Source organism: Pseudonocardia phyllosphaerae (assembly GCF_046546475.1).
GTDB classification, from domain to species: domain Bacteria; phylum Actinomycetota; class Actinomycetes; order Mycobacteriales; family Pseudonocardiaceae; genus Pseudonocardia; species Pseudonocardia phyllosphaerae.
Genome location: NZ_JBKGXS010000004.1, coordinates 105,043 through 127,863, shown reverse-complemented (window position 1 = coordinate 127,863; position 22,821 = coordinate 105,043). Strand labels below are relative to the sequence as shown.

Genomic DNA, 22,821 nt, shown 5'->3' with positions numbered 1-22,821 from the left:
CATGGGACTGCTCGACGGCAAGCGGCTGCTGATCACCGGTGTGATCACCGACGCCTCGCTGGCCTTCCACGCCGCCAAGATCGCTCAGGAGCAGGGCGCGGAGGTCGTGCTCACCGGCTTCGGCCGGCTCCGCCTGGTCGAGCGGATCGCGCAGCGCCTGCCGAAGCCCGCACCGGTCGTCGAGCTGGACGTGCAGAACCAGGAACAGCTCGACTCGCTCGCCGACCGCGTCGCCGAGCACCTCGGGGACGAGCCGCGGCTCGACGGTGTCCTGCACTCCATCGGGTTCGCCCCGGCCGGTGCGCTGGGCGACGGCGCGTTCCTCAAGGCCGAGTGGTCCGACGTCGCCACCGCCATCGAGGTGTCGGCGTACTCGCTGAAGTCGCTGGCCATGGCGTGCAAGCCGCTGCTCGGCCCGGGCTCGTCGGTCGTCGGGATGGACTTCGACAACCGCCAGGCCTGGCCCGCCTACGACTGGATGGGCGTCGCCAAGTCCGCACTGGAGTCGGTCACCCGCTACCTGGCCCGCGACCTCGGCCCGGACGGCATCCGGGTCAACCTCGTCGCCGCCGGACCGGTGAAGACGATGGCCGCCAAGTCCATCCCCGGCTTCGCCGCGTTCGAGGACGTCTGGAGCCAGCGGGCCCCGCTGGGCTGGGACATGGGCGACCCGGTGCCGGTGGCGAAGACCGTCTGCGTGGCGCTGTCGGAGTGGATGCCCGCGACCACCGGCTCGATGATCATGGCCGACGGCGGGGTGCACGCCGTCGGGGTGTGACGGGCCGCATGGGCCCGGTGGGTGTGTAATCGAGGGGTGCCCACCACGTACGACGCCCTTCTGCTGCTGAGCTTCGGCGGTCCCGAGGCCCCCGACGAGGTCCGACCGTTCCTGGAGAACGTGACCCGTGGCCGCGGGGTCCCGCCCGAGCGTCTCGACGCCGTCGAGGTGCACTACCAGCACTTCGGCGGCGTCTCGCCGATCAACGCCCGCAACCGTGAGCTGATCGAGGCGATCGGGGCACGCACCGCGCTGCCGGTCTACTTCGGCAACCGCAACTGGTACCCGTTCGCCGAGGACACCGTGCGGCAGATGGCCGACGACGGCGTCCGCAACGCCCTGGTGTTCGCCACCAGCGCCTACGGCGGCTACTCCGCCTGCCGCCAGTACGACGAGGACATCGAGCGGGCCCGCGCCGCCGTGGGGGAGCGGGCGCCGCACCTGGTGAAGCTGCGGCACTTCTTCGACCACCCGCAGTTCGTGCGCGCCAACGCCGACGCGGTGCGCCGCGCGTTCGCGACGCTGCCCGCCGAGCAGCAGGACGTGGCGCGACTGGTGTTCACCGCGCACTCCATCCCGAACTCCGCCGACGCCGCCGCAGGCGTTCCGGCCGAGGGCGGGCACCGCTACTCCCGCCAGGTGCAGGAGGCGTCCGCGCTGGTCGCGGCCGAGCTGGGCATCGACGACTTCGACGTCGTGTGGCAGTCCCGCTCCGGCCCGCCGCAGATCCCGTGGCTGGAGCCCGACATCGTCGGCCACATCGACGACCTGCACGCCAAGGGCGTTCCCGCGGTCGTCGTCTCGCCGGTCGGGTTCGTCTCCGACCACGTCGAGGTCGTGTGGGACCTGGACAACGAGGCCGCCGAGCGGTGCGAGGAGCTGGGCATGGGCTTCGCCCGCGCCGCGACGGCCGGGCCGGACCCGCGGTTCGCCGACATGGTCGTCGAGCTGATGGCCGAGCACACCGACGGCGCACCCGAGCCGCGGCTGTCGACGATCCCGTCGGCCGGCTGCACCCGGGACGGCGCCCCGTGCGCGGTGGACTGCTGCGTGCCGCAGCGCAGGCCGGCGACCGGACAGCGCTGATCCCCCGGGGCTGATCCTCCGGGGCTGATCCCCGGCGCCGAACTCCGACGCCGGGGTCGGCGTCCGGGTGACGGACCCGTACACCGCTGTTCGGCCGAACCGGTTGGGCCCGAATTTGACGGTTTGGTAACCGTATGGGGCAGTGATTGCCCTCACGTCTGGTATCCGGTCGTATGTCCGGTATGTCTCCCGTCACGGATCCGGGTGCGGCCACGACCACGCCCGCCGACGCTCTCGCCCAGGCCCCGCAACCCGGGCTTCTCGGCAGCATCGAGAACGCCATCGACGCCGTCTTCGACCCGCTGGCGTCGGGCCTGTCCGACGTGGTCTTCTACGAGATCTCGCTGTTCGGAGTGAGCTTTCCGTGGATCGTGGCGTGGCTGGTCCTCGCCGGGGTGATCTTCACGATCTACTTCGGGTTCGTGCAGTTCCGGGCGTTCGCACTGGCCCTGCGGATCGTCACCGGGAAGTACACCCGGCGCGACGAGCCCGGCGAGATCAGCCACTTCCAGGCGCTGACCTCGGCGCTGTCCGGCACGGTCGGGCTCGGCAACATCGCCGGTGTCGGCGTCGCGGTCACCATCGGCGGTCCGGGCGCCACCTTCTGGATGATCGTGGCCGGCCTGCTCGGCATGTGCACGAAGTTCGTCGAGTGCACCCTCGGCGTGCGCTACCGGGAGGTCCATGCCGACGGCACCGTCTCCGGCGGGCCGATGCACTACCTGCGCAAGGGCGTCGCCGAGCGCTTCCCGAACGCGTTCGGGCGCGGCCTGGGCACCGTACTCGCGGTCGGCGCGGCGGTGATGCTGCTGTTCTTCGGCGTGGCCGGCGGGAACATGTTCCAGGCCAACCAGACCCTGGCCCAGCTGGAGAACGTGACCGGCGGCGAGGAGGGCCTGCTCGGCGGCGCGGGCGCGCACCTGATCTTCGGCCTGGTCCTGGCGGCGATCGTCGGTGCGGTGATCTTCGGCGGGGTGAAGTCGGTCGGCCGGGTCACCAGCAGGCTCGTCCCGGCGATGGGCCTGATCTACGTCGTGGCGTGCCTGATCGTGATCGCGGTGAACATCGCGCAGGTCCCGAGCGCGATCGGGATGATCCTGGCCGGGGCGTTCTCGGCCGAGGGTGTCGTCGGTGGTGCGCTGGGTGCGCTGGTCGTCGGCTTCCAGCGGGCCGCGTTCTCCAACGAGGCCGGTCTCGGCTCGGCCCCGATCGCGCACTCCGCGGTCCGGACGAAGAACCCGGTGACCGAGGGCTACGTCGCGCTGCTGGAGCCGTTCGTCGACACCGTGATCATCTGCACGATGACCGCGCTGACGATCGTCATCGCCGGTACCCCGTTCTGGTACGAGGCCCGGGAGGCCGCGTTCGCCACCGGCGGGGACGACCAGGCCGACGGCGTCGTCGTCACCTCGGACGCGTTCGCGACCGTGCTGCCGTGGTTCCCGATCGTGCTGGCGCTGGCGGTCTCGCTCTTCGCGATCTCCACGATGATCACCTGGGGCTACTACGGCCAGAAGGCGTGGACCTACCTGTTCGGCAAGAGCGTGCTCGCCGAGCGGGTCTACCAGGCGGTGTTCTGCTTCTTCGTGGTCGTCGGGTCGGTCCTGAGCCTGGGCAGCGTGCTGGACTTCGCCGACGCCGTGCTGTTCCTGCTCGCGATCTTCAACATCCTCGGCCTCTACCTGCTGGCGCCGGTGGTGAAGCGGGAGATGCGGGCGTTCCGGGAGAAGCTGCGCAGCGGGGAGATCACCGAGGTCGAGCCGCACGAGCGGGTCGACCGCTAGCCGGCCTGCCCGGGATCAGTGGCGTCCGGTGCGGCGGCGGGCCCGGTGACCAGGCCGGTCACCAGGTCCGCCGCGCTGGACGTGCGGGTGCGCAGCGACCGGTCGTAGTGCCGGGTGGTGGCGATCGACGCGTGCCCGACGTCGGCCTGCACGTGCTGGATCGGTGCGCCCGCCTCGAGGGCGAGGGTGACGTAGGCGTGTCGCAGGGCGTGCGGGTGCACCCGGTCGGCGACGTCGTCGAGCTCGGGGCCCGCGTGCCCGGCGATCCGGCGCAGCAGCGCGTAGAGGTCCTGGCGCGAGCACCGGCCGCCGGAGCGGGTGGCGAGCATCGGGCCCGACGGGGCCTGCCCGCGCCGCGCGGGGACGGTCTCGGCGGTGCTGCCGTCGCGGACCGCGAGGTAGGCACCCAGAGCCCCGGTGACGGCGTCGCCGGGGAACACCTCGCGCACCGTGCCGCCCTTGCCGCGCACCCGCAGCACCTGCTCCCCGCCGGTGACGACGAGGTCGTCACGGTCCAGCCCGGTGACCTCGGAGATCCGCAGCCCCAGGGTGAGCAGCGCGACGAACGCGACCGCACGCCGCGCGTAGAGTTCGCGTGCCGCCGTCCGGTTCGGCAGCGTGGCCGCCGCGTCCCACAGGGCCCGGACCTGGGCGGCGGTGAGCCGCACCGTCGGCGACGGGTCCCGCGACGTGCCGGTCAGGCCGAGGCGGCCGCGGTGCAGTGCGGCGGGGTTCCCGGCGATGACCCCGGTCTCGACGAGGTGGGCGTAGAACGCCGACACCGTCGACAGCATCCGGGCCCGGGTGCGCTTGCCGGCTCCGGCGGCGTCGAGGGCGTGCAGCCAGGTCGTGACGTGCGTGCCGGTCGCGGCCCGAGGGTCGAGGGCGTGCGTGGCGCACCAGCGGAAGTACGCGAGCCGGTGCAGCCGCCCGCGCCGGGCCGGTGGCGGCGCGGTGCGGGGCCGGTCGCGGGCGGGCGGCGGGGTGCCGGTGACGGCGTCGGCCCACTGCGGGGGCAGCCCGAGGGCGTAGGCGTAGGTGCGGCGGGTCTGCGCGCCGCCGTAGCCGGCCAGCCAGCGGGCGACCAGCGCCCGCAGCGCGTCCGGGTCGTCGACACCGGGCCAGTCGACCGCGGCCCCGCCGGCCCCGCCGGCGCCGTCAGCACTGTCGCCGGCCGGGCCGGGCAGCACGACGTCGTCGGGGCGGGGGAGGGAGGCGAGCACGGCGCGCGCCGACGAGGGACCGGACATCACCGCCGATCGTAGGAGACCGGCAACGGGTCAGAGCCGTGACCACGCCCGGGCGAGCAGCTCGAACGACCGCATCCGGTCGGCCAGGGCGGGTGTCATCGTCTCGATCACCAGCTCGTCCGCCTCGAGCGCCTCGACGACGGCGGCGAGCCGTTCCGCGACCGCCTCCGGCTCGCCCACCACCCGGGTACGGAGCCGGTCCTCCAGCCGGAGCAGCTCGTCCGCGGTCAGCTGCGGCAGCGCGGCGCGCTCGTCGGCGGACGGGTAGTACGCCGGTCCGCGGTCGAGGACCAGGCCGCGCAGCCAGACGTCGTAGCCTGCGGCGAGGTCGTCGGCCTCGGCCGCGGTGGGGGCGGCCAGCGCGGAGACCGCGACGGCGACGTGCGGCCGGTCCCGGACGCCGGGTACGAACTGCTCCCGGTACTCGTCGACGGCCTCGAGCACGCTCGTCGGGCGGGCGAAGTAGGCCAGGCCCAGCGGCAGGCCGTGCCGCGCGGCGTAGGTCGCGCTCTCCCCGGCCCCGCCCGCGTGTATCCAGATCTGCGGCGGGACACCGTCGAGCAGCTGCACCGGGCCGCCGTCGATTCCCGGTTCCTTGCCGGCCAGCAGCCGCAGCAGCTGGTCGCAGCGGCCGCTGTAGCTGCCCAGGCCGCGTTCGAGCAGCGCCGCCTCGACCTGCGGGCGGTCCTCGTCGCCGGTGGCGGTCCCGGGAGCCCGGGCGGCGACCGTCCGGCCCAGGCCGAGGTCGGCGCGTCCGCCGCAGGCCGCGGACAGCAGCATCGCGTCCTCGGCGAGGCGCAGCGGCGGGTGGTAGGACACGAGCGTGGCGGCGACCCCGAGCCGGATCCGGCCGGTGCGCCCGGCGAGGTGGGCGAGCAGCAGCATCGGGCTGGTCGAGCCCAGCCCCGGGGTCAGGTGGTGCTCGGCGACCCAGTAGCGCAGCAGCCCGAGCGACTCCGCGTGCCGGGCCATGGTGACGCTGTCCGCGACGACGTCGGCGGCCGTCCCCCCGGGACCGACGGGGCACAGGTCCAGGCACGACAGCGGGATCGCGGACAGGGTGGCTCCCTCGTGGGGCGGTGCGCCCGGGGCTCCGCGTCTGGCGGGATGTCGCGAACGCCGGTGGGCCGGGCCGTCGAATCTAGGGCGGCCGGGGTCGGCGGGTCAATCCTGCGGTCGGCCGTGCGCGGGCACGGCCGACCGGGTGTGCGCTGGGATTTCCGGGTTCGCGAGAGCCTCGCGGGATGGTCAGAGGCGGGGGCCGATGCCGGTCAGCGCCCGCACCTCCATCTCCTTGGTCTTCACCGGGTCGACCGGCGTCTTGTCCAGCAGCGTGCCGGCGATCGCGGCCGCGAACGACAGCGGGACCGTGACGATCGCCGGGTTCGTCAGCGGGAACCACGCGATGTCGACGCCGGGGAAGAGCGCGTCCGGTGCGCCGGTGACCGTCGTCGACGACGCGATCAGCACGACGCAGGACCCCAGGCCGGTGTAGATGCTCCACAGCGCGCCCTGGGTGGAGAAGCGCCGCCAGAACAGCGCCAGCACGATCGTCGGCAGGTTCGCCGAGGCGGCGATGGCCAGCGCCAGCGACACAAGGAACGCGACGTTGAGGTCACGGGCGACCACACCACCGGCGATCGCCAGCGCGCCGATGCCCATCGCGGTGCCGCGGGCGACCTTGATCTCCTGCTTCGGCTCGGCGTGGCCGCGGCGGATGATGTTGGCGTACACGTCGTGCGCGAATGACGCCGACGCCGTCAGCGTCAGACCGGCGACGACGGCCAGGATCGTCGCGAACGCGACGGCCGAGACGACGCCCAGCGCAGCCGTCCCGCCGACCCGGTAGGCCAGCAGCGGCGCGGCGGCGTTGGCGCCACCGGGGGCACCGAGGATCTCCTCGGGCCCGAGTACCGCGGCGGCGCCGAAGCCGACGACCAGGATGCACAGGTAGAAACCGACCATCAGCCACGAGCACCAGGTCACCGAGCGGCGGGCCTCCTGCGCGTTCGGCACGGTGAAGAAGCGCATGAGCACGTGCGGGAGGCTGGAGATGCCCAGCACCAGCGCCAGGCCCAGGGACAGGAAGTCCAGGCGGGCGGTGGGACCGCGGTACCAGCGGCCCGGTTCCAGGATCGAGGCACCGTGCGGGCTCTGATCGACGGCATGGTCGAGCAGCCCGGCCAGGCTCAGCCCGAACCGGCCGAGTACGAAGATCGCGAGCAGGGCGACCGACGCGAGCAGCGCGATCGCCTTGATGATCTGCACCCATGTGGTGCCGCGCATGCCCCCGAGCAGCACGTACAGCATCATCACGACGCCGACCGCGATGATCACCAGCGACTCGCCGCCCGCGGAGCGCACCCCGAGCAGCAGCGCGACGACGGAACCGGCACCGGCCATCTGCGCGATCATGTAGACCAGCGAGATCATCAGCGTCGACGTGGCCGCGGCGGCGCGGACCGGGGTCTGGCGCAGCCGGTAGGCCATGACGTCGCCCATGGTGAAGCGGCCGGTGTTGCGCATGCCCTCGCCGACGAGCAGCAGCGCGACCAGCCAGGCCACCACCCAGGACACCGAGTAGACGAAGCCGTCGAAGCCGTAGACCGCGATCGCGCCCGAGATGCCGAGGAACGACGCCGCGGAGAGGAAGTCGCCGGACATCGCGACGCCGTTCTGGGCGCCCGAGAAGCCGCCGCCCGCGGCGTAGTAGTCGTCGGGGGTGTGGTTGCGGTGGCTGACCCGGTAGACCAGGCCGAGCGTGAGTGCGACGAAGACGCCGAAGACGACCAGGTTGACGATCGGGTTCCCGACGCTGCTGTTCATCAGACGCTCCACATGTCGTCGTGCACCGGGGCGGGCTCGGCGGGCCGCGCGGCGTGCGCCTCGCGCAGCTCCTCGACGCGCGGGTCGACCTCGGCGGTGCTGAACCGGTTGTAGGCCCAGACGATCAGCAGGGTCGAGACGAACTGGGCGATGCCCAGCAGCATCCCGACGTTGATCGAGTCGAAGACCGGCGTGCCCATGACGTCGGGGAAGAACGCGGCGAGGACGACGAACACGCCGTACCAGCCGAGGAACACCGCGGTGCCGACGAAGGCGAACCGGCGCACCCGCGACCGCAGCTCGCGGAAGCGCGGGTCGTCGAAGACGGCGTTCACGGTGTCCGTGTACTCGTCACCGTGAGTGATCATCCCCGGCGCGGGTGCGGCCTCCCCGGCGGCCCGGTGAGCGCCGACGGCCCCGCCCGGTGAGCGCAGCGCCCGCCGTCCGGCGAACGGCGTGTCGCTGATCGGACGGGTCTCGTCGTCGCCCCAGGTCGTGCCGGCCGGGGTGAACATGGACGACCCGCCCTCGGCCCGGCGGGGCCGCCTCGGGAGAACGTCCCGAGCCTCGGCGTCGTCTCCGGTCATGTGTTTGCACCTCGGTGTCGCTGATCGGTCCTCGCGCTCGTGTCGAGCGTGTGCGGGAGCGGCTCACACGGGGCGCGGGGAGCCGCGCGGCGTGCAGGTCGACGGCTTCGGACGGTAGCAACTCCGCTGCACAGCGATGCATCCGACCCCGTCCGGGCGGCGGTTTCCGAGGGTGTCTCGTCCGGAATGTCTCCCCTGCGGGGCAGCGGTCAGGCCCGTTCGGAGGAACGGCCGCCGAGATGGGTGGCGAAGTGCCGCTCGACGGCGCGGTAGAGGCGCACCTGGTTCTCCGGGTTGGCGAAACCGTGCCCCTCGTCGTCGGCGACGAGGTACTCCACCGGCACCCCGCGCTCGCGCAGCGAGGCGACGATGTTGTCCGACTCGGCCTGCACCACCCGGACGTCGTTGGCGCCCTGCGCGACGAGCAGCGGGGTGCGGATCCGGTCGCTCATCGTGATCGGCGAGCGGGCGAGCATGTCGGCCTCCTGCTCCGGGATCTCCGGGTCGCCTGCGTAGCTGAACCAGCCACCGGCGTTGTAAGGCCGGGTGAACGGCGGCAGGGTGCGCAGGAAGTTCGCCAGGTCGGAGATGCCGCAGTAGTCGACGGCCGCGGCGAACCGGTCCGGGGTGACCGTCACGCCCACCAGCGCGGCGTAGCCGCCGTAGGAGCCGCCGAAGATCCCGACGCGGTCCGGGTCGGCGTAGCCCTGCGCGACCGCCCAGTCGACGGCGTCGAGCAGGTCGTCGTGCATGGCACCGGCGAGCTCACCGATCGCGGCGGTGACGTGCCGGCGGCCGTAGCCGGTGGAACCGCGGAAGTTCACCTGCAGGACGGCGTGGCCGCGGTTGGCGAGGAACTGCGCGTCCGGGCAGTACCCCCAGACGTCATGCGCCCACGGGCCGCCGTGCACGACCAGCACCAGTGGCAGGTTCCGCGGCTCGACCCCGACCGGCAGGGTCAGGAAGGCGTGCAGCGGCAGCCCGTCGCGGGCCGGGAAGGACACCGGGGTCATCGGCGCCATGTCGGCGGGGTCGCGGTCGGGGTAGGGCCGGAACAGCTCGCGGGCCTCGCCGGTCTCGTGGTCGTAGAGCCAGGTGACGCCCGGGTCCCGGTCGTGGGTGAAGGTCGCGACCCAGCGGCGTCCGGCGTCGTCGCAGCTCAGGGTACCCAGCACGCCGTCGGAGAGGGTGGCGAGGCGCTCGTACACAGGGGCGAAGCCGGGGTCGATCACCTCGACGTGCGGGCGGTCGGCGACGAACCTGGCCGCCAGCGGGTTCCCGGCCTGGTCGGTGAGCACGGGCGGCGGCAGCACGCCCGGAGCCAGCATCCCGACGGTGTCCAGGCTGTGCCCGTCGACGGCGGCGACGACGGTCTCGGCGCCGGTGGCGTGGTCGATCCGGACCAGGCGGAGGTCGTCGCCGTCGGCCGGGTCGTCGGGATAGGTGCCGACCAGCAGGCCGGCGCCGTCGGCGGTGAGGAGCTGCGGGTAGACGCCGACCGGGTACTCGGCACCGCTGACCCGGCGCAGCAGGCGGCGTTCACCACTGCCGGAGTCGATCGCGGAGAACTCGATCGCGCCGTCGTCGGTGTAGACGCTCTGGAACGCGGGCGTCCCGGCCCGGTCGAACAGCGTCGTCGCCGTCGGCTCGGTCTGCTCGAGATGCGGGGTGAGCTCGCCGGTGGCGATGTCGAGCCGGTACACGTCCAGCGACATCGGGTCCGGGTTCATGGTGACCAGCACCGTGCCGGGACGGGCGGGCAGCCGCTCGATGCCGAACACCCGCGACCCGCGCTCCATCGGAGTGAGATCGACGGCGGGCTCGCCGGGAGCGTCGAGGTCGACGCGGTGCACGTGCCAGTCCTCGTTGCCGTCGGTGTCCTGCAGGTAGAGCAGCCAGCGGGGGTCGTCGGTCCAGTGGTACCGGGAGACTCCGCGGCGGGTGTCGTGGGTGACCTGGACGGCGTCGTCGTGGGTCTCGTCGATCCCGCGGACCCAGACGTTGCGCCGTCCGCCGCCCGGAGCGGGGGCGATGTAGGCGAGGCGGGTGCCGTCCGGGGAGATCGAGGCGCTGGAGACGTCGGGGTCGGCGAAGAACGTCTCGACCGGGATCAGGTCGGGGCGGGTGTCCTGGGGTGCGGTGGTCATCGGTGTCTCCTGTGTCGTGGGTGCGCCGCCTGTCCTGCGGTGTCACCGACGAGACACCCGGACGTCGCGGCACACTCAAGCCGACAACGGAGTGGCACCGGTCACACGTGCTGGGTCAGAAGAACGTCTCGACCGCCTCGGTGACCGCGCCGTCGGCGTCGACGACCGGAACCAGGCGCCACTTGTCGAACGCCGTGCAGGGATGCGAGAGCCCGAGGCGCACGACGTCACCGACGGCGACCGGCGCCGGTCCGGCCCAGCGCAGGTACGCATGCTGGTCGTTCAGCGCGGTGATCTCGGCCGTGATCGGGCGCTCGGCGCCGCCCAGGTCGTCGGCGACGGTGAGCGGCACCGGCAGTCCCTCGTCGAACGGGACATCGCGCTTGCCCGCGTCGAGCAGCGCCAGGCCCGGCTCCGGCTGGGACACGACCCGGGCGAGGGTGAACATCGCCGGGCGCAGCGGCTCCTCGCCGGGGGCGAGCCGGGATCCGTCGAGCGGGGAGACGCTCGAGTAGAAGCCGCTGTCGTGCACGAGGTACGCGCCGGACCGCAGGATCGCGCGCACGTCCGGGACCTGCGCCAGGCTCTCGGCGACGATCTCGAAGAACGCGCTGCCGCCCGCGCTGATCCACGGCGTCCCGCCGACCAGCGGCCGGACCCGCTCGACGAGAGCGGCGAGGCGGTCGCACCAGGCGCGGACCGCGCCCACGGCGTCCGGGGAACGGTCGTGGGCCAGGGGGCCCTCGTAGCCGGCGACGCCGTGCAGCGCCAGCACGGGGGAGGCCGCGACGCGTTCGGCGACGGCCACGGCGTCGTGTTCGGTGCGGGCGCCACCCCGGGCGCCCTCGGCGCCGAGCTCGACGAGCACCCCGAGCCGTGCGTCGCCGGGTAGTGCCTGCTCCATCCGGTCGACGACGGCGACCGAGTCCGCCCAGCAGACCAGCTCCTGCTCGGGGTGCTCGACCAGGTGCGCGGCGAGCCGGCGCAGCAGGCGCGGGTCGGTGCACATGTTCGCCAGCTGCACGGTCGGCACCCCGGCGCGCAGGGCGACGTCGGCCTGCCAGCCGGTCGCGACCGTGATGCCGGTGGCGCCCGCGTCGAGCTGACGTCGCCACAGCACCGGCGCCATCGTCGTCTTGCCGTGCGGCATCAGTTCCAGGCCGCGCCGCGCCGTCCACGCCGCGAACGTGGCCAGGTTGTGAGCCAGCGCCGGGCCGTCGATGACGAACAGCGGCGTCGAGAACTCCGCCAGGGGCAGGCGCAGGCCGGTGATGTCACGGCCGACCGCCGAGGCGGGGAAGGACTTGTCCTGCAGCGTGATCCGGCGCGGGGTCATCGGGTCGGCCATGCAGCCCAGCCGTCGGGCAGCTCGCGCAGGGGCTGGAAGTCGGTGGGTCGGACGTAGGTGGGCACGGGGTGATCGTGTCGCGCCGGGCGGGGCGACGCATGCGGATTCTGTGATGCGCGGCTTCTGCGCTCCAGCGAGCGGCGACGCCGCCTTCCCAGCTTTCCGGTGGCCTGCGCCTACGTGCACCTACGAAACGATGGTTCCGTTGGTGCAGAGACCCGGTTTCAGAACCCAATACTGGTAATCAAGTATGAAACGGCGGAACTGATACCATGATCGGCGTGACCGACACCGTCGTACGCTGCGGATACAGCCGCTGCCGCGCCGAGCTCCCGCCACCGGGCCCGCAGGGCGGGCGACCGCGCTCGTTCTGCAAGGACACGCGCTGGGAGGGCGGGCGGACGTGCGCGCAGATGGCCCGCGCCGAACGTGAGGCACTCGGGGCGCTCGGGCTCGACGGCGGCGCCGGCGCGTTCGCCCTCGACGCCGACCGGCTGCGCGAGCAGGTCACGGCCGTCACCGGTCCGGTCGGGGAGCTGGCCGCGGCACTGGAGGTCGTGCAGCGCCGTCTCGACGAGGTCCAGGCCGAGGCCGTCACCGCGACCGAGCAGGCCCGCACCCGGGCCGCGGAGAGCGACCAGGCCCGCCAGGCCGCCCAGGCCGCCCGCGACGACGCCCTGCGCCGCACCCGCGAGGCCGAGACGGCCGCGGCCGACGCGCGTCGTGAACGCGCCGAGGCCGTCACCCGTGCCGAGGAGTCCGCCGTCGCCGCACTGGAGGCGACCGAGGCGCTCGGCGCGGCCCGGCAGCAGGCCGAGGACGCCGTCGCCGCCCGGGACCGCGCCGTCGCCGACGCCGACACGGCGCGTCAGGACGCGGCGGCCACCCGCGAGCAGGCGGCGCGGGACCGGGAGGACGCGCAGCGGGAGTCCCAGCAGGTGGCCTACGAGCGGGACGCCGCACGCGAGCGGGCCACGGGACTGGAACGGGAGCGGGATGCGGCGCAGGAGCGATCCGCGGAACGCGAGACCGAACGCGACACCGCCCGCGCCGAGGTCACCGACCTACGGCGACGGCTGGACGCGGCACGGTCCGACACCGCGGACCTGCGCGACCGGCTCGAGGTCGCCCGCGCCGACGCCGACGAGCTGCGGGAGGCACGGGACGCGGCCCGGACCGAGGCGGTCGAACTGCGGGCGGCGCACGAGGACCTGCGGAACCACGAGGAGAGGCTGCGCCGGGAACGGGACGCGGCGCGGGCCGAGCTGGCGGAGCTGCGGGGCGCCGGTGGCGCGACGGATGCGGCAGCGCGGCTGCACCCCGACGATCTGGCTGCGTTGCTGTCCGCGGTGCGCGTCGGAGGTACGTGATCGAGGTCCGGTATCGGAGGCGTACGGGTCGTGTCACGGGTTTCCGACTCGGACCGGTCGCGCCCTGGAACCTCCTCGCCCGTTCGACCTCAGGCCGACGGCCGGTGTCGTAGCCTGAACCTCATGTCGTCCCCCGAGGCGGAACGCCGGTTGCGTCAGCAGGGCGCCGACGTCGATGCCCTGTACGAGATCTCCGCGCGCATCGAGGGCAAGGTCGATGGCGTGGACGCCAAGGTCGGCGACCTCGACACCAAGATCGACCAGCTCACGGACAGCACGAACGCTCAGTTCGGGACGCAGATCGCCCGGCTCGATGCGCTGGAGCAGCGCACCGATGCCCGGTTCGACGTGCTGGAACACTCGAACGAACAGACTCAGGCGCTCCTCGCTGAGATCCTGGAGCGCATCAAGCGCGCCTGAGCTGCTCCTCGTGCCCAGACCGGGGCTCGACGTGGTTTCGGATCCGGTCCCGCACGTCACACGCATGCCGAATCCGGCCGACGTGCGCCGGGTGCCGGCGTCGGGGTCACTGCTGTTGATCCATTTCGTCATGATCGTGACGGGGACCGGACTCGACGGGTCGCTCAGCCGGGAGATGCCTCAGTAGGTGAGGTACATGGCGGCGATGTCCCCGCCTGCGGGTGCTGCTCCGACAGCAGCGATCGACCCCTCAGCCGACCAGCCCGAACCGGAACGCCGCCTGCGTCCCGAGGCTCCGCGAGGCGAACCCGTCGAGCACCCCGCGGACACCGGCGCGCGCCTCGGACGGGTCGCCGTCGAACGGGGCGAGCGCGTTCACCAGGTACGACGCGTCGCGGCCCCGCACCGTGTCGGGGACCGCGGGCGCCCGGCCTGCGGCGCCGCCCAGGTGCCGGATCCCGGTGACCACCATGGGCCCGCTTCGCCGGGCGACCGCGTCCAGGCCGGCGGGGTCCAGATCTGCGACGAGGTGGTCGTCGCCGACGTAGGCGTGCGGGACGTCCGGCTCGGCGTACACCCGGGCCGAGTCGGCCGGATCCAGCGCGGCCACGGCGTCCTCGTCGAAGTCGATCGCGGCCCGCAGCGGTGCCAGCAGCTCGCGGGCGCGCTCCTCGTCCCCGGTGACCACGGCCGCGATCCGCAGCACCCGTCGCCCCCGCAGGTGCCCGGGCAGGAACGGCAGGTCCGGGTAGGGCACCAGCGAGAGCCCGGAGGTGATGTCGTCAGGCAGACTGCGGGTCCACGCGTGCCAGGCGTGCAGCGGCCCGGCATCGCCGGGCCCGTCGGCGGGCCCGAGCACCCGGACCAGCCCGCCGCCGGTCAGCGGCCCGGCCGGCAGCAGACCCAGCGTCACCGTGGTGACCACGGCGCCGCCGGACGGGCCGGTGCCGCGCAGGCGGGCGAACTCGCCGGGGTCCGTCGCCGCGTCGACGGTGCGGACGATGCCGTCGGCGGTGACCAGTTCGAACGCGCGGACGTGATCGGCGGCCCAGCCGTCGGACCGCGCGGTGAGGCCCAGCCCGCCACCGAACAGGTAGCCCGCGACGCCGACCGACGGCGCACTCCCGTTCGGTGGCCGCAGGCCGTGCGGTGCGGTCGCGGCGACGACGTCGGCCCAGGTCGCCCCGGCCCCGATCCGGGCGGTCCCCGCCTCCGGGTCGACGACGATCTCGTTCATACCGGTCGTGACCAGCAGGATCCCGCCGTCGGCGGGATCGGTGAGTCCGTGTCCGGTGGCGTGCACGGTCACCGGGGCGCCGCTGCGGGCGGCCCCGGCGAGTGTCCGCGCAACCTCGTCGGTCGTGCCCGGTACGACGACGGTGCCGGGACGGTGGTGGAGGCCGGTCTGGAAGCTGCGGACGGCGGGTGAGGAAGTGGCGAGTGAGGAAGTCATGTTCCGAGCGTCGCGGCGTCGGAGCGAGAAGTCCAAGAGCTGGTTCGTCTTCGCACTAGAATCACGAGTTATGGAACTGCGGCACCTGCGCTACCTCGTCGCCGTCGCCGACACCGGGACGATCACCGCGGCGGCCCACGAGCTGCACGTCGCCCAGCCCGGGGTCAGCTCCCAGCTTCGACAGCTCGAACGCGAGCTGGGGGAGACGCTGCTGGTCCGTGGTCCCCGAGCCGTCGAGCTCACCGAGGCCGGACGCGCGGTCCTGCCACACGCCCGCGCCGCCCTCGCCGCCGTCGAAGGCGCCCGTGACGCCGTCGCGGGGCTGCGCGGGCTCCTGCGCGGCCGCGTCGCGGTCGGGATGGCGTCCTCGCTGCCGGAGACGGTGGTCGCCGACCAGGTGGGGGAGTTCGCCGCCGCACACCCCGGGGTCACCGTCGAGCTGCGCGAGGGCACCGCCGACGACCTCGCCGACGACCTGCGGGCCGGGCGGCTCGACCTGGTCGTCGCCGGCTTCCCGCGGACCCCGCCGGACGGGCTCGACGGCGTCGTCCTGATCGAGGACAGGCTGGTCGCCGCCGTCGCCGCGGACGACGAGCTGGCCGGGCGCCGTGCGGTCCCCCTGGCCGCGCTGGCCGGGCGGCCGTTGATCTGCCTGCCCCGCGGGCACGGCCTGCGTGCCGCCTTCGACGACGCCTGCGCCGCGCGCGGTCTCACCCCGGGGGTCGCGTTCGAGGCCGGGGCGATGAACCTGCTGCTGCGCCTCGCCGCCCGGGGCGCCGGCGTCGCGGTCGTCCCGGCCCCGGCGCTCGGCGCCGGACCGGTGCAGGCGCTCGACCGGCCGCCGGTCGCCGTCGCCCTGGACCCGGAGGTCCGTACCCGGATGTACCTGCTGTGGCGCACCGGCGGGCCGGCCGGCCCGGCCGCCCGCGCCCTGCAGGCGCGGCTCACGCCGTAGCGGCCGGGTCGAGCGGGTATCAGTCGAGCGGGGTCAGTCGAGGCAGAACTCGTTGCCCTCCGGGTCGGCCAGCACGATGAACCCGTGGCTCAGCGGCGGCGCCGGCTCGTCGCGGCGCAGCCGCCGCGCGCCCAGCGCGACCAGGCGTGCGCACTCGGTCTCCAGCGCGGCCATCCGGTCGTCTCCGGTGAGCCCGGGGGCGGCCCGGACGTCGAGGTGCAGCCGGTTCTTCGTCGTCTTCGCCTCGGGCACCTGCTGGAAGAACAGCCGCGGCCCGGCGCCGTCCGGGTCCTCCACCGCCGACGACGTGTTGCGCCGGTCGGCGGGCACCCCGATCCCGTCGAGGAAGTCGTCCCACGCGGCCAGCACGTCGGTACCCGGCGCGAGCGTGACCCCGGGCGGAGCAGGGACGACGTAGCCGAGCGCGTCGCGCCAGAACAGCGACAGCGCGCGGGGATCGTGGGCGTCGACGGTGATCTGCACCTGGCGGCTCATGCGCCGATCCTGGCACCGTTCGCGGACAGCGACTGTCCGCGAACGAGGTCAGCGGGGAACCGACACCAGCACCCGTACGGCCTCCGCGACCGCGGCCCGGCGTGCCACCCGCACGGCGGTGGCGATGGGGCGCAACGCATCCGACCGGGCGATCGCGGCCGTCGCGGACAGCGCACCGCCCGGTTCGTCGCCCGCGGCTGCGGACAGGATCGCGTCGACCTCGTCGGCCTGCTGCAGCACCCGGAGTGCCTGCGGCGGCATCCCGCCGGGCCAGAGCGCCTGCGGACGGCGGCGCAGCGACGCGGCGATCTCCTCGCGCACGCCCGGCCGGTGCCGGGCCACGTCCATCTCCGACAGCGCCGCCGCAGCTGCCCGCACCTGCCCGCGCAGGTCCCGTTCGGCCTCGTTGAGCGCCACGTACTCCGGCGTGGGGCCGGGGTCGGGCACCGCGTACACGCTCCAGCGCACCACGCCGTCGGCGATCGGCCCGGGCACGACGCCGATCCCGGCGTCGGCGAACAACACGCCCTCCCCGGTGGCGGTGGCCTCCCGGGAGAACCGGCCCGGCCCGGGCAGCCCACGGACGTCGCCGGGGGCGGGCAGCACGAGCCGCGCCTGTCCGCGCGGGGCGAGCTTGCGGATCGTGATCAGCAGCATGGCGGTCGAGGTGGGCGGGGTGCCGGCGGCGGGGAGCGCGGTCAGCTCGGCGGCGTCGTCATCGGCCGCGACGACGTCGTGCGCGTCGGACCAGGGCGCGAGTGCGTCGAGGACGTCGTCGGGAGCCGCGGCCCCGGCCAGCCAGGCCGAGGCCCACACGGCCAGGGTCGCGGAGGCACAGGACACGAGCGACAGGCTAACGAGCGTGGAGGCGCGGCACATGCGGCACGTGGGTGACGCTGCGTAGAGCTCCGAGCGCCCGCTGTGACCGCGATCGCGTGCATCCGGTGGACGCGTGGCACGGTGCGTGTCGTGCCCGGGCCGGAGCCCGCGCCCGTCCGATACTCGGGGACATGAGCCGCACCCACGACTACCGGGGCATGTTCGACGCCGCCGGCACCCGGACCGTGCAGCGCAAGCAGGTGCCCGAGGTGCCCGCCGAGCCCGGCCTGGTCGTGGAGGACCCCGCGAGCGGGTTCTGCGGCGCCGTCGTCACGGTCACCTCCGCCGAGGTGACCCTGGAGGACCGGTTCGGCAGGCGTCGGGTGTTCCCGCTGCGCCCGGCCGCGTTCCTGCACGAGGGCGCCCCGGCCACGCTGGTCCGGCCGACGGCCGCGCCGCAGGGCCGGACCATGTCCGCGTCCGGGTCGGTGCACGTCGCGAATCTGAAGGCGCGCACCGCGCGTGCCTGCCGGATCTGGGTCGAGGGCCTGCACGACGCCGAGCTGGTCGAGCGGGTCTGGGGCCACGACCTGCGGGTGGAGGGTGTCGTCGTCGAGCCGCTGCACGGTGTCGACGACCTCGCCGGTGCGGTGCGCGACTTCGCGCCCGGCCCGCACCGCCGCCTCGGGATCCTGGTCGACCACCTCGTCGACGGCACCAAGGAGACCCGCCAGGCCCGCGAGGCCTACCGCGCGACGCCGCAGGCCCAGCACCACGTGCTCGTCACCGGCCACCCCTACGTCGACGTGTGGCAGGCGGTGAAGCCGGAGGTCGTCGGGATCCGGGAGTGGCCGGCGATCCCGAAGGGCACCGACTGGAAGACCGGCATCTGCGACCGGCTCGGCTGGGGCGAACCCGCCGACGGCGCCCGGCGCGTCCTCGGTGCCGTGCGCAGCTACCGCGACCTCGAGGCCCCCATGATCGGGGCCGTGGAGCGCCTGATCGACTTCGTGACCGCCGCCGAAGAGGCCTGACCAACCGCCCGGATCCGGCATTCCGGGCAAATCGGCATAACGATAGGGAGTCATTCGGCAGCGCTCGGTGCTCGACGCGTGGCAGGGTGGAGGTGTGTTACCTCTCGCGCTGCTCTGGCTGATCGCGGGAGTCGTGCTGGTCGTGGCCGAGACCGTGTCGGGTGAGCTGTTCCTGGCGATGCTCGGCGGGGGAGCGCTGTCGGCGGCCGTCGCGTCCGCGCTGGGCCTGGGCACGCTCGGGAGTGCGGGGGTGTTCGCCCTGGTCTCGGTGTTGCTGCTGGTCGCGGCGCGGCCGGCGGCGAAACGCAAGCTGCAGCAGCACACCGGCCTGCTCGACCGCCACCAGGACCGTTTCGTCGGCGCGACCGCCGAGGTCGTGCAACGGGTGGACGGCACCACCGGGCAGGTGCGCGTGGGCCGCGAGCTGTGGTCGGCCCGGTCGCTCGACGGTCACGAGGTGCTCGAGGAGGGCGCCCTGGTGACCGTGATGGAGGTGACCGGGGCGGCCGTGCTCGTCACCGGTCGGGGGGAACTCTAGGAAGGGGAGAACCGCATGGACGCAGGACTGATCATCTTGATCGTGGTCCTCGTGCTGGTCGTCGCGGTCGTCGTGAAGTCGATCGTCATCGTGCCGCAGGAGTGGGCCTACATCATCGAACGTCTCGGGCGCTACCACAGCACCCGCGAGGGCGGCCCGGCGATCCTGGTGCCCTTCGTCGACCGGACCCGGGAGCGGGTGGACCTGCGCGAGCAGGTCGTCTCCTTCCCGCCGCAGCCGGTGATCACCCAGGACAACCTGACGGTCAACATCGACACCGTCGTCTACTTCAAGGTCAACGACGCCAAGTCCGCGGTCTACGAGATCGCCAACTACATCGCCGGCGTCGAGCAGATCACGACCACGACGCTGCGCAACGTCGTCGGCGGCATGACGCTGGAGCAGACGCTGACCAGCCGCGACCGGATCAACACGGTGCTGCGCGGCGAGCTCGACGAGGCCACCGAGCGCTGGGGCATCCGGGTCGCCCGGGTGGAGATCAAGGCCATCGACCCGCCGCCGTCGATCCAGGAGTCGATGGAGCGGCAGATGAAGGCCGACCGCGAGAAGCGGGCGATGATCCTCAACGCGGAGGGCCAGCGGGAGTCCGCGATCCGCAGTGCCGAGGGGCAGAAGCAGTCCCAGATCCTCTCCGCGGAGGGCGCCAAGCAGGCCGCGATCCTCTCCGCCGAGGCGGAGCGGCAGTCGGAGATCCTGCGGGCGCAGGGCCGCCGGGCCGCCCAGTACCTCGAGGCGCAGGGTGAGGCGAAGGCGATCGAGAAGAAGTTCGCCGCGATCAAGGCCGGGAAGCCGACCCCGGAGCTGCTCGCCTACGAGTACCTGCAGACGCTGCCGCAGATGGCCGAGGGCGAGGCCAGCAAGCTGTGGGTCGTCCCGTCCGACTTCGGGAAGGCCCTGGAGGGCTTCACCCGGATGCTCGGCGCCCCGGGGGAGGACGGCGTCTTCCGCTACCAGCCCAGCGCCGACGACGGCGCGGTCTCCCGGCCCGCCGAGGACGACGAGTCGATCAAGGAGTGGTTCGACACCTCCACCGACCCGGAGATCGCCCGCCAGGTCGCGGAGGCCACGGCCGCCGCCCAGGCGGAGGTGCCGCCGGTGGGCGAGCAGAGCCCACGCGGTGCGGGCACCGCCCGGATCGCCGCGGCGGCTCCCGAGGCCGCCACCACGCAGATCCCCGGCGACGGCGCCGTCCCGGCCCCGGAGTCGAACGGGCGCAGGCAGGACTGAGCCGCGGCCGGCGGGCACCGGCCCACCACGAGCAGCGGCCGCACGACGAGCACCGACGAGCAGAGGCCCGGCGTCCTGAGGGACACCGGGCCTCTGCTCGTATGCGGTCGTGCGGGATCGGTGCAGGGCTCAGCTCGAGGCCGAGGCCTCCTCGTCGGCGCTCTTCTTCGCGGTCCTGTCGTCCCGCTTGGCGACGATCTTCGACACGGTGAACAGCGCCTTGCGCCGCGCCCGGCCCAGCGGCAGTGCCACCCGGCCGATCGTGATGTCGACCGGCCGCACGTCGAACGCGCCGTCGGAGCCCAGCTCGTCGAACAGCTCCTGCTGCTGCTCGGAGATCTGCTGCTCGTACTCCGAGGACACCGAGCCGCGGGCGATCCGGAACGCGGCGAGGGTCTCGGGGATGCCGAGGAAGTCGCCGTACTGCAGCAGCCGCATCCAGGCGTCGAGGTCCATGATGAAGCGGCGCTCGGGGCGCCAGCCGCCGGAGGTCACGAACTGCTCCAGGCGGAACAGCACGTTGCCCGGCTCACCGATCGGGTTGGCGCCGTTGCGGATGACCCGGCGGGCGACCTCGCTGCCCGAGTGCAGGCCGACCAGGCCGCCGGACAGGCCGCGGCGGGGGACGATCACCCGGCTCTGCTCGTCGATCATGTGCCGGCGCGAGGCGACCAGTGCGATCGACGGGTCGTCACGCATCGGCGGGACCTGCAGCTCCAGGGCGCGCGGATGCAGCAGGTCGTCGGCGCAGAGCAGCTTGACCAGCGGTGCCCGGCACAGCTGGACCGCACGGTTCCAGTTCTCGCCCTGCGGCAGGGTCTCCCGGTTGCGCTCGACGCGGATCCGCGGGTCGCGGAACGACGTCGCGATCTCCCAGCTGGCGTCGGAGCTGTTGTTCTCCAGGATGACGAGCTCGAAGTCCCGCCAGGTCTGGTCCAGCACGCTCCGGATGGTCTCGGCCAGGAACGCCTCCCCGTTGTACACGGGAATGCAGACCGACACACTGGGCAGGAAGCCGCCGGGCCTCATCGACCACCTCAAGGAATCGCTCCTGCGAACGCAGGAGACCGGAACAACAGCACGAGCGGCAGCCGAGGCTACCTCGTCACGCACTGCACACGCTTGACCGTTGCACGGAGTGACCGCCGTCGGCGGGCGGTCGCCCCCGCGGGACGGCCGGACACCGCGTGTCGCGGGTCCGTCGACCGACGGTGACGACCGGTCCCGAACTGCGGTCCCGCCGGTCAGCGGCCCCGATCGGGTCGGTACTGTCCCGAACTGTGTCCACGGCGGCCGATCACCTCCCGGTGATCGTCGTCGGCCCGCTCGACGCACGATCGGGTGATCCACGCTGCGGCGGACGTCACGTAACGCAAGCGTGGTCGGTGGAGATATGCCGTACAGCCCCTCTTCCGGGGCAACGGAATGTGGTGCCGGCAGAGTCGCCCGGGGCACCGACCACGCAATGCTCACCATCCGCGTGCGCAACGAACCGATCGATTCGGGGGAGAGACCGGTGAACCAGCGCCCAGAGAACGACACGAGCCGCCCACGCCATCCGCGCGTGTCGGTGGTCGTGCCGACCCGTAACGAGGCCCGCAACCTCGAGGTGGTCCTTCCGGCCATCGCCGCGGTGCGTCCCGCCGTCCACGAGGTGATCGTGGTCGACGGCAACTCCAAGGACGGCACCGTCGAGACCGCGCAGCGGGTCCTCCCGGGCGTGAAGATCGTCCGCCAGACCCGCAAGGGCAAGGGCAACGCCATGGCGTGCGGCTTCGCCGCGGTCACCGGCGACATCGCCGTCATGTTCGACGCCGACGGCTCCGCCGACCCCGCCGAGATCCCGCGGTTCGTCGACGCGCTGGTCGACGGCGCCGACTTCGCCAAGGGCACCCGGTTCGCCAAGGGCGGCGGCAGCGAGGACATCACGCTGCTGCGCAAGAGCGGCAACGCCGGCCTGAACCTGGTCGCCAACACGCTGTTCGGCACCCGCTACACCGACCTGTGCTACGGCTACAACGCCTTCTGGGTCGACATCCTCCCGCTGCTGGAGCTGCCCGCGGTCGACATGCCCCCGCACCCCGACGAGGGCATGTACTGGGGCGACGGCTTCGAGATCGAGACGCTGCTGAACTGCCGCGTCGCCTCGGCCGGGCTCGCCATCACCGAGGTCCCCTCGGTGGAGAAGGAGCGGATGTTCGGCGACACGAACCTGCGTACCTTCGCCGACGGCACCCGCGTGCTGCGCACGCTGGCCGCCGAGCGCCGCCGCGCCTCCCGTGAGGAGCGCCCCGCCGCCCGCTCCGGTGCGCCCGAGGCGCCGGCTGCCGCCGTCGTCCCGCCGGAGGCTCCGGCCGCCCGCAACGGCCACCTGGTCAACGGTGCGCACCGCCGCACCTCTGCGACCAACGGCTCGGTGAACGGCGCCACCAACGGTGCGGTGAACGGCACCACGCACGGCCCGGTGACCGGTTCGCCCGTTCCGGCGCCCGCCCCCCGCGACCCGCAGCCCGCCACCGGCGGGGCCCACCGCTCCGACCAGGGCGGGATGCGGTACGCATGGGGTGAGGAGGCGTCCTGAACCAGGACGCCCGGGGCCGCCGCGACGGTCCCCGCAACGACAGTCGTGGCCGCCGGTCCTGTGAGGGCCGGCGGCCGCTGAGCGGAAGAAGGGGAGTGCCGC

At 73.4% G+C, this 22,821-nt stretch carries 20 protein-coding genes; 10 read left to right on the top strand and 10 right to left on the bottom strand.

The window, feature by feature from the left end; translation table 11 throughout:
* The first annotated feature begins 1 nt into the window (after position 1).
* The 3 genes from fabI (at position 2) to ACLE50_RS11060 (ending at position 3,648) form a co-directional block, all read left to right on the top strand.
* Complete coding sequence (fabI, locus tag ACLE50_RS11070; protein ID WP_410943373.1) at positions 2-778, top strand: enoyl-ACP reductase FabI; 777 nt, start codon at positions 2-4, stop codon at positions 776-778.
* Between the two features lie 36 nt (positions 779-814).
* Entirely contained in the window at positions 815-1,864 is a 1,050-nt protein-coding gene (locus ACLE50_RS11065) for a ferrochelatase (RefSeq protein WP_410943372.1), read from the top strand.
* A 182-nt stretch (positions 1,865-2,046) separates the two neighbouring features.
* Entirely contained in the window at positions 2,047-3,648 is a 1,602-nt protein-coding gene (locus tag ACLE50_RS11060; protein WP_410943371.1) for an alanine/glycine:cation symporter family protein, read from the top strand.
* On the opposite strand, the gene ACLE50_RS11055 is transcribed toward ACLE50_RS11060, so the two are convergent.
* The 6 genes from ACLE50_RS11055 to ACLE50_RS11030 all read right to left on the bottom strand — a co-directional run bounded on the left by ACLE50_RS11055 (position 3,645) and on the right by ACLE50_RS11030 (position 11,806).
* The gene (locus tag ACLE50_RS11055) at positions 3,645-4,898 is read right to left on the bottom strand and encodes a tyrosine-type recombinase/integrase (RefSeq protein WP_410943370.1); all 1,254 of its coding nucleotides are present in this window, start codon (positions 4,896-4,898) and stop codon (positions 3,645-3,647) included. The genes ACLE50_RS11060 and ACLE50_RS11055 overlap by 4 nt on opposite strands.
* Before the next feature lie 30 nt (positions 4,899-4,928).
* A complete protein-coding gene (locus ACLE50_RS11050; RefSeq protein WP_410943572.1) occupies positions 4,929-5,933 on the bottom strand; it encodes an MsnO8 family LLM class oxidoreductase in 1,005 nt (334 codons plus the stop codon).
* Between the two features lie 213 nt (positions 5,934-6,146).
* A complete protein-coding gene (locus tag ACLE50_RS11045; protein WP_410943369.1) occupies positions 6,147-7,724 on the bottom strand; it encodes a solute symporter family protein in 1,578 nt (525 codons plus the stop codon).
* Positions 7,724-8,311: a DUF485 domain-containing protein gene (locus tag ACLE50_RS11040; protein WP_410943368.1), complete on the bottom strand. Its 588-nt coding sequence runs from the start codon at positions 8,309-8,311 to the stop codon at positions 7,724-7,726. Before ACLE50_RS11040 ends, ACLE50_RS11045 begins: the two co-directional genes overlap by 1 nt.
* A 209-nt stretch (positions 8,312-8,520) precedes the next feature.
* Entirely contained in the window at positions 8,521-10,458 is a 1,938-nt protein-coding gene (locus ACLE50_RS11035; protein ID WP_410943367.1) for a S9 family peptidase, read from the bottom strand.
* Positions 10,459-10,573: 115 nt separating this feature from the next.
* The gene (locus ACLE50_RS11030; RefSeq protein WP_410943366.1) at positions 10,574-11,806 is read right to left on the bottom strand and encodes a type III PLP-dependent enzyme domain-containing protein; all 1,233 of its coding nucleotides are present in this window, start codon (positions 11,804-11,806) and stop codon (positions 10,574-10,576) included.
* Between the two features lie 281 nt (positions 11,807-12,087).
* On the opposite strand from ACLE50_RS11030, the gene ACLE50_RS11025 reads away from it, so the two are divergent.
* The gene (locus tag ACLE50_RS11025) at positions 12,088-13,176 is read left to right on the top strand and encodes a coiled-coil domain-containing protein (protein ID WP_410943365.1); all 1,089 of its coding nucleotides are present in this window, start codon (positions 12,088-12,090) and stop codon (positions 13,174-13,176) included.
* A 123-nt stretch (positions 13,177-13,299) separates the two neighbouring features.
* Positions 13,300-13,596: a hypothetical protein gene (locus ACLE50_RS11020; RefSeq protein ID WP_410943364.1), complete on the top strand. Its 297-nt coding sequence runs from the start codon at positions 13,300-13,302 to the stop codon at positions 13,594-13,596.
* Positions 13,597-13,846: 250 nt separating this feature from the next.
* On the opposite strand, the gene ACLE50_RS11015 is transcribed toward ACLE50_RS11020, so the two are convergent.
* The gene (locus ACLE50_RS11015; RefSeq protein ID WP_410943363.1) at positions 13,847-15,049 is read right to left on the bottom strand and encodes an FAD-binding oxidoreductase; all 1,203 of its coding nucleotides are present in this window, start codon (positions 15,047-15,049) and stop codon (positions 13,847-13,849) included.
* 70 nt (positions 15,050-15,119) lie between these two features.
* Here ACLE50_RS11015 and ACLE50_RS11010 point away from each other — a divergent pair, with 70 nt between their 5' ends.
* Positions 15,120-16,004: a LysR family transcriptional regulator gene (locus tag ACLE50_RS11010; RefSeq protein ID WP_410943362.1), complete on the top strand. Its 885-nt coding sequence runs from the start codon at positions 15,120-15,122 to the stop codon at positions 16,002-16,004.
* 33 nt (positions 16,005-16,037) lie between these two features.
* On the opposite strand, the gene ACLE50_RS11005 is transcribed toward ACLE50_RS11010, so the two are convergent.
* Positions 16,038-16,499 (bottom strand): VOC family protein, encoded by a 462-nt coding sequence (locus tag ACLE50_RS11005; protein WP_410943361.1) that lies wholly within the window; start codon positions 16,497-16,499, stop codon positions 16,038-16,040.
* A 48-nt stretch (positions 16,500-16,547) separates the two neighbouring features.
* Entirely contained in the window at positions 16,548-17,342 is a 795-nt protein-coding gene (locus ACLE50_RS11000) for a hypothetical protein (protein WP_410943360.1), read from the bottom strand.
* A gap of 167 nt (positions 17,343-17,509) precedes the next feature.
* Here ACLE50_RS11000 and ACLE50_RS10995 point away from each other — a divergent pair, with 167 nt between their 5' ends.
* From ACLE50_RS10995 to ACLE50_RS10985, 3 genes are all read left to right on the top strand, one after another.
* Positions 17,510-18,352 (top strand): DUF3097 domain-containing protein, encoded by an 843-nt coding sequence (locus tag ACLE50_RS10995; RefSeq protein WP_410943359.1) that lies wholly within the window; start codon positions 17,510-17,512, stop codon positions 18,350-18,352.
* A 94-nt stretch (positions 18,353-18,446) separates the two neighbouring features.
* Positions 18,447-18,890, top strand: coding sequence for an NfeD family protein (locus tag ACLE50_RS10990; RefSeq protein ID WP_410943358.1), 444 nt, complete (start codon positions 18,447-18,449; stop codon positions 18,888-18,890).
* Positions 18,891-18,905: 15 nt separating this feature from the next.
* Positions 18,906-20,138 (top strand): SPFH domain-containing protein, encoded by a 1,233-nt coding sequence (locus tag ACLE50_RS10985; protein WP_410943357.1) that lies wholly within the window; start codon positions 18,906-18,908, stop codon positions 20,136-20,138.
* A gap of 129 nt (positions 20,139-20,267) precedes the next feature.
* Here the strand turns inward: ACLE50_RS10985 and ACLE50_RS10980 are convergent, their stop codons facing one another.
* On the bottom strand, positions 20,268-21,167 hold the full coding sequence (locus ACLE50_RS10980; RefSeq protein WP_410943356.1) for a glycosyltransferase family 2 protein: 900 nt from the start codon (positions 21,165-21,167) through the stop codon (positions 20,268-20,270).
* Between the two features lie 535 nt (positions 21,168-21,702).
* Between ACLE50_RS10980 and ACLE50_RS10975 the strand changes: the two genes are divergently transcribed.
* Positions 21,703-22,719 (top strand): glycosyltransferase family 2 protein, encoded by a 1,017-nt coding sequence (locus tag ACLE50_RS10975; protein ID WP_410943355.1) that lies wholly within the window; start codon positions 21,703-21,705, stop codon positions 22,717-22,719.
* Positions 22,720-22,821: the final 102 nt, after the last annotated feature.

Excerpts from the sequence above, each read along its gene's own strand:
- fabI (WP_410943373.1), top strand. The coding sequence starts at position 2 with ATGGGACTGCTCGACGGCAAGCGGCTGCTGATCACCGGTGTGATCACC.
- ACLE50_RS11060 (WP_410943371.1), top strand. The coding sequence starts at position 2,047 with ATGTCTCCCGTCACGGATCCGGGTGCGGCCACGACCACGCCCGCCGAC.
- ACLE50_RS11055 (WP_410943370.1), bottom strand. The coding sequence starts at position 4,898 with ATGTCCGGTCCCTCGTCGGCGCGCGCCGTGCTCGCCTCCCTCCCCCGC.
- ACLE50_RS11045 (WP_410943369.1), bottom strand. The coding sequence starts at position 7,724 with ATGAACAGCAGCGTCGGGAACCCGATCGTCAACCTGGTCGTCTTCGGC.
- ACLE50_RS11040 (WP_410943368.1), bottom strand. The coding sequence starts at position 8,311 with ATGACCGGAGACGACGCCGAGGCTCGGGACGTTCTCCCGAGGCGGCCC.
- ACLE50_RS11035 (WP_410943367.1), bottom strand. The coding sequence starts at position 10,458 with ATGACCACCGCACCCCAGGACACCCGCCCCGACCTGATCCCGGTCGAG.
- ACLE50_RS11030 (WP_410943366.1), bottom strand. The coding sequence starts at position 11,806 with ATGGCCGACCCGATGACCCCGCGCCGGATCACGCTGCAGGACAAGTCC.
- ACLE50_RS11020 (WP_410943364.1), top strand. The coding sequence starts at position 13,300 with ATGTCGTCCCCCGAGGCGGAACGCCGGTTGCGTCAGCAGGGCGCCGAC.
- ACLE50_RS11015 (WP_410943363.1), bottom strand. The coding sequence starts at position 15,049 with ATGACTTCCTCACTCGCCACTTCCTCACCCGCCGTCCGCAGCTTCCAG.
- ACLE50_RS11010 (WP_410943362.1), top strand. The coding sequence starts at position 15,120 with ATGGAACTGCGGCACCTGCGCTACCTCGTCGCCGTCGCCGACACCGGG.
- ACLE50_RS11005 (WP_410943361.1), bottom strand. The coding sequence starts at position 16,499 with ATGAGCCGCCAGGTGCAGATCACCGTCGACGCCCACGATCCCCGCGCG.
- ACLE50_RS10995 (WP_410943359.1), top strand. The coding sequence starts at position 17,510 with ATGAGCCGCACCCACGACTACCGGGGCATGTTCGACGCCGCCGGCACC.
- ACLE50_RS10985 (WP_410943357.1), top strand. The coding sequence starts at position 18,906 with ATGGACGCAGGACTGATCATCTTGATCGTGGTCCTCGTGCTGGTCGTC.
- ACLE50_RS10980 (WP_410943356.1), bottom strand. The coding sequence starts at position 21,167 with ATGAGGCCCGGCGGCTTCCTGCCCAGTGTGTCGGTCTGCATTCCCGTG.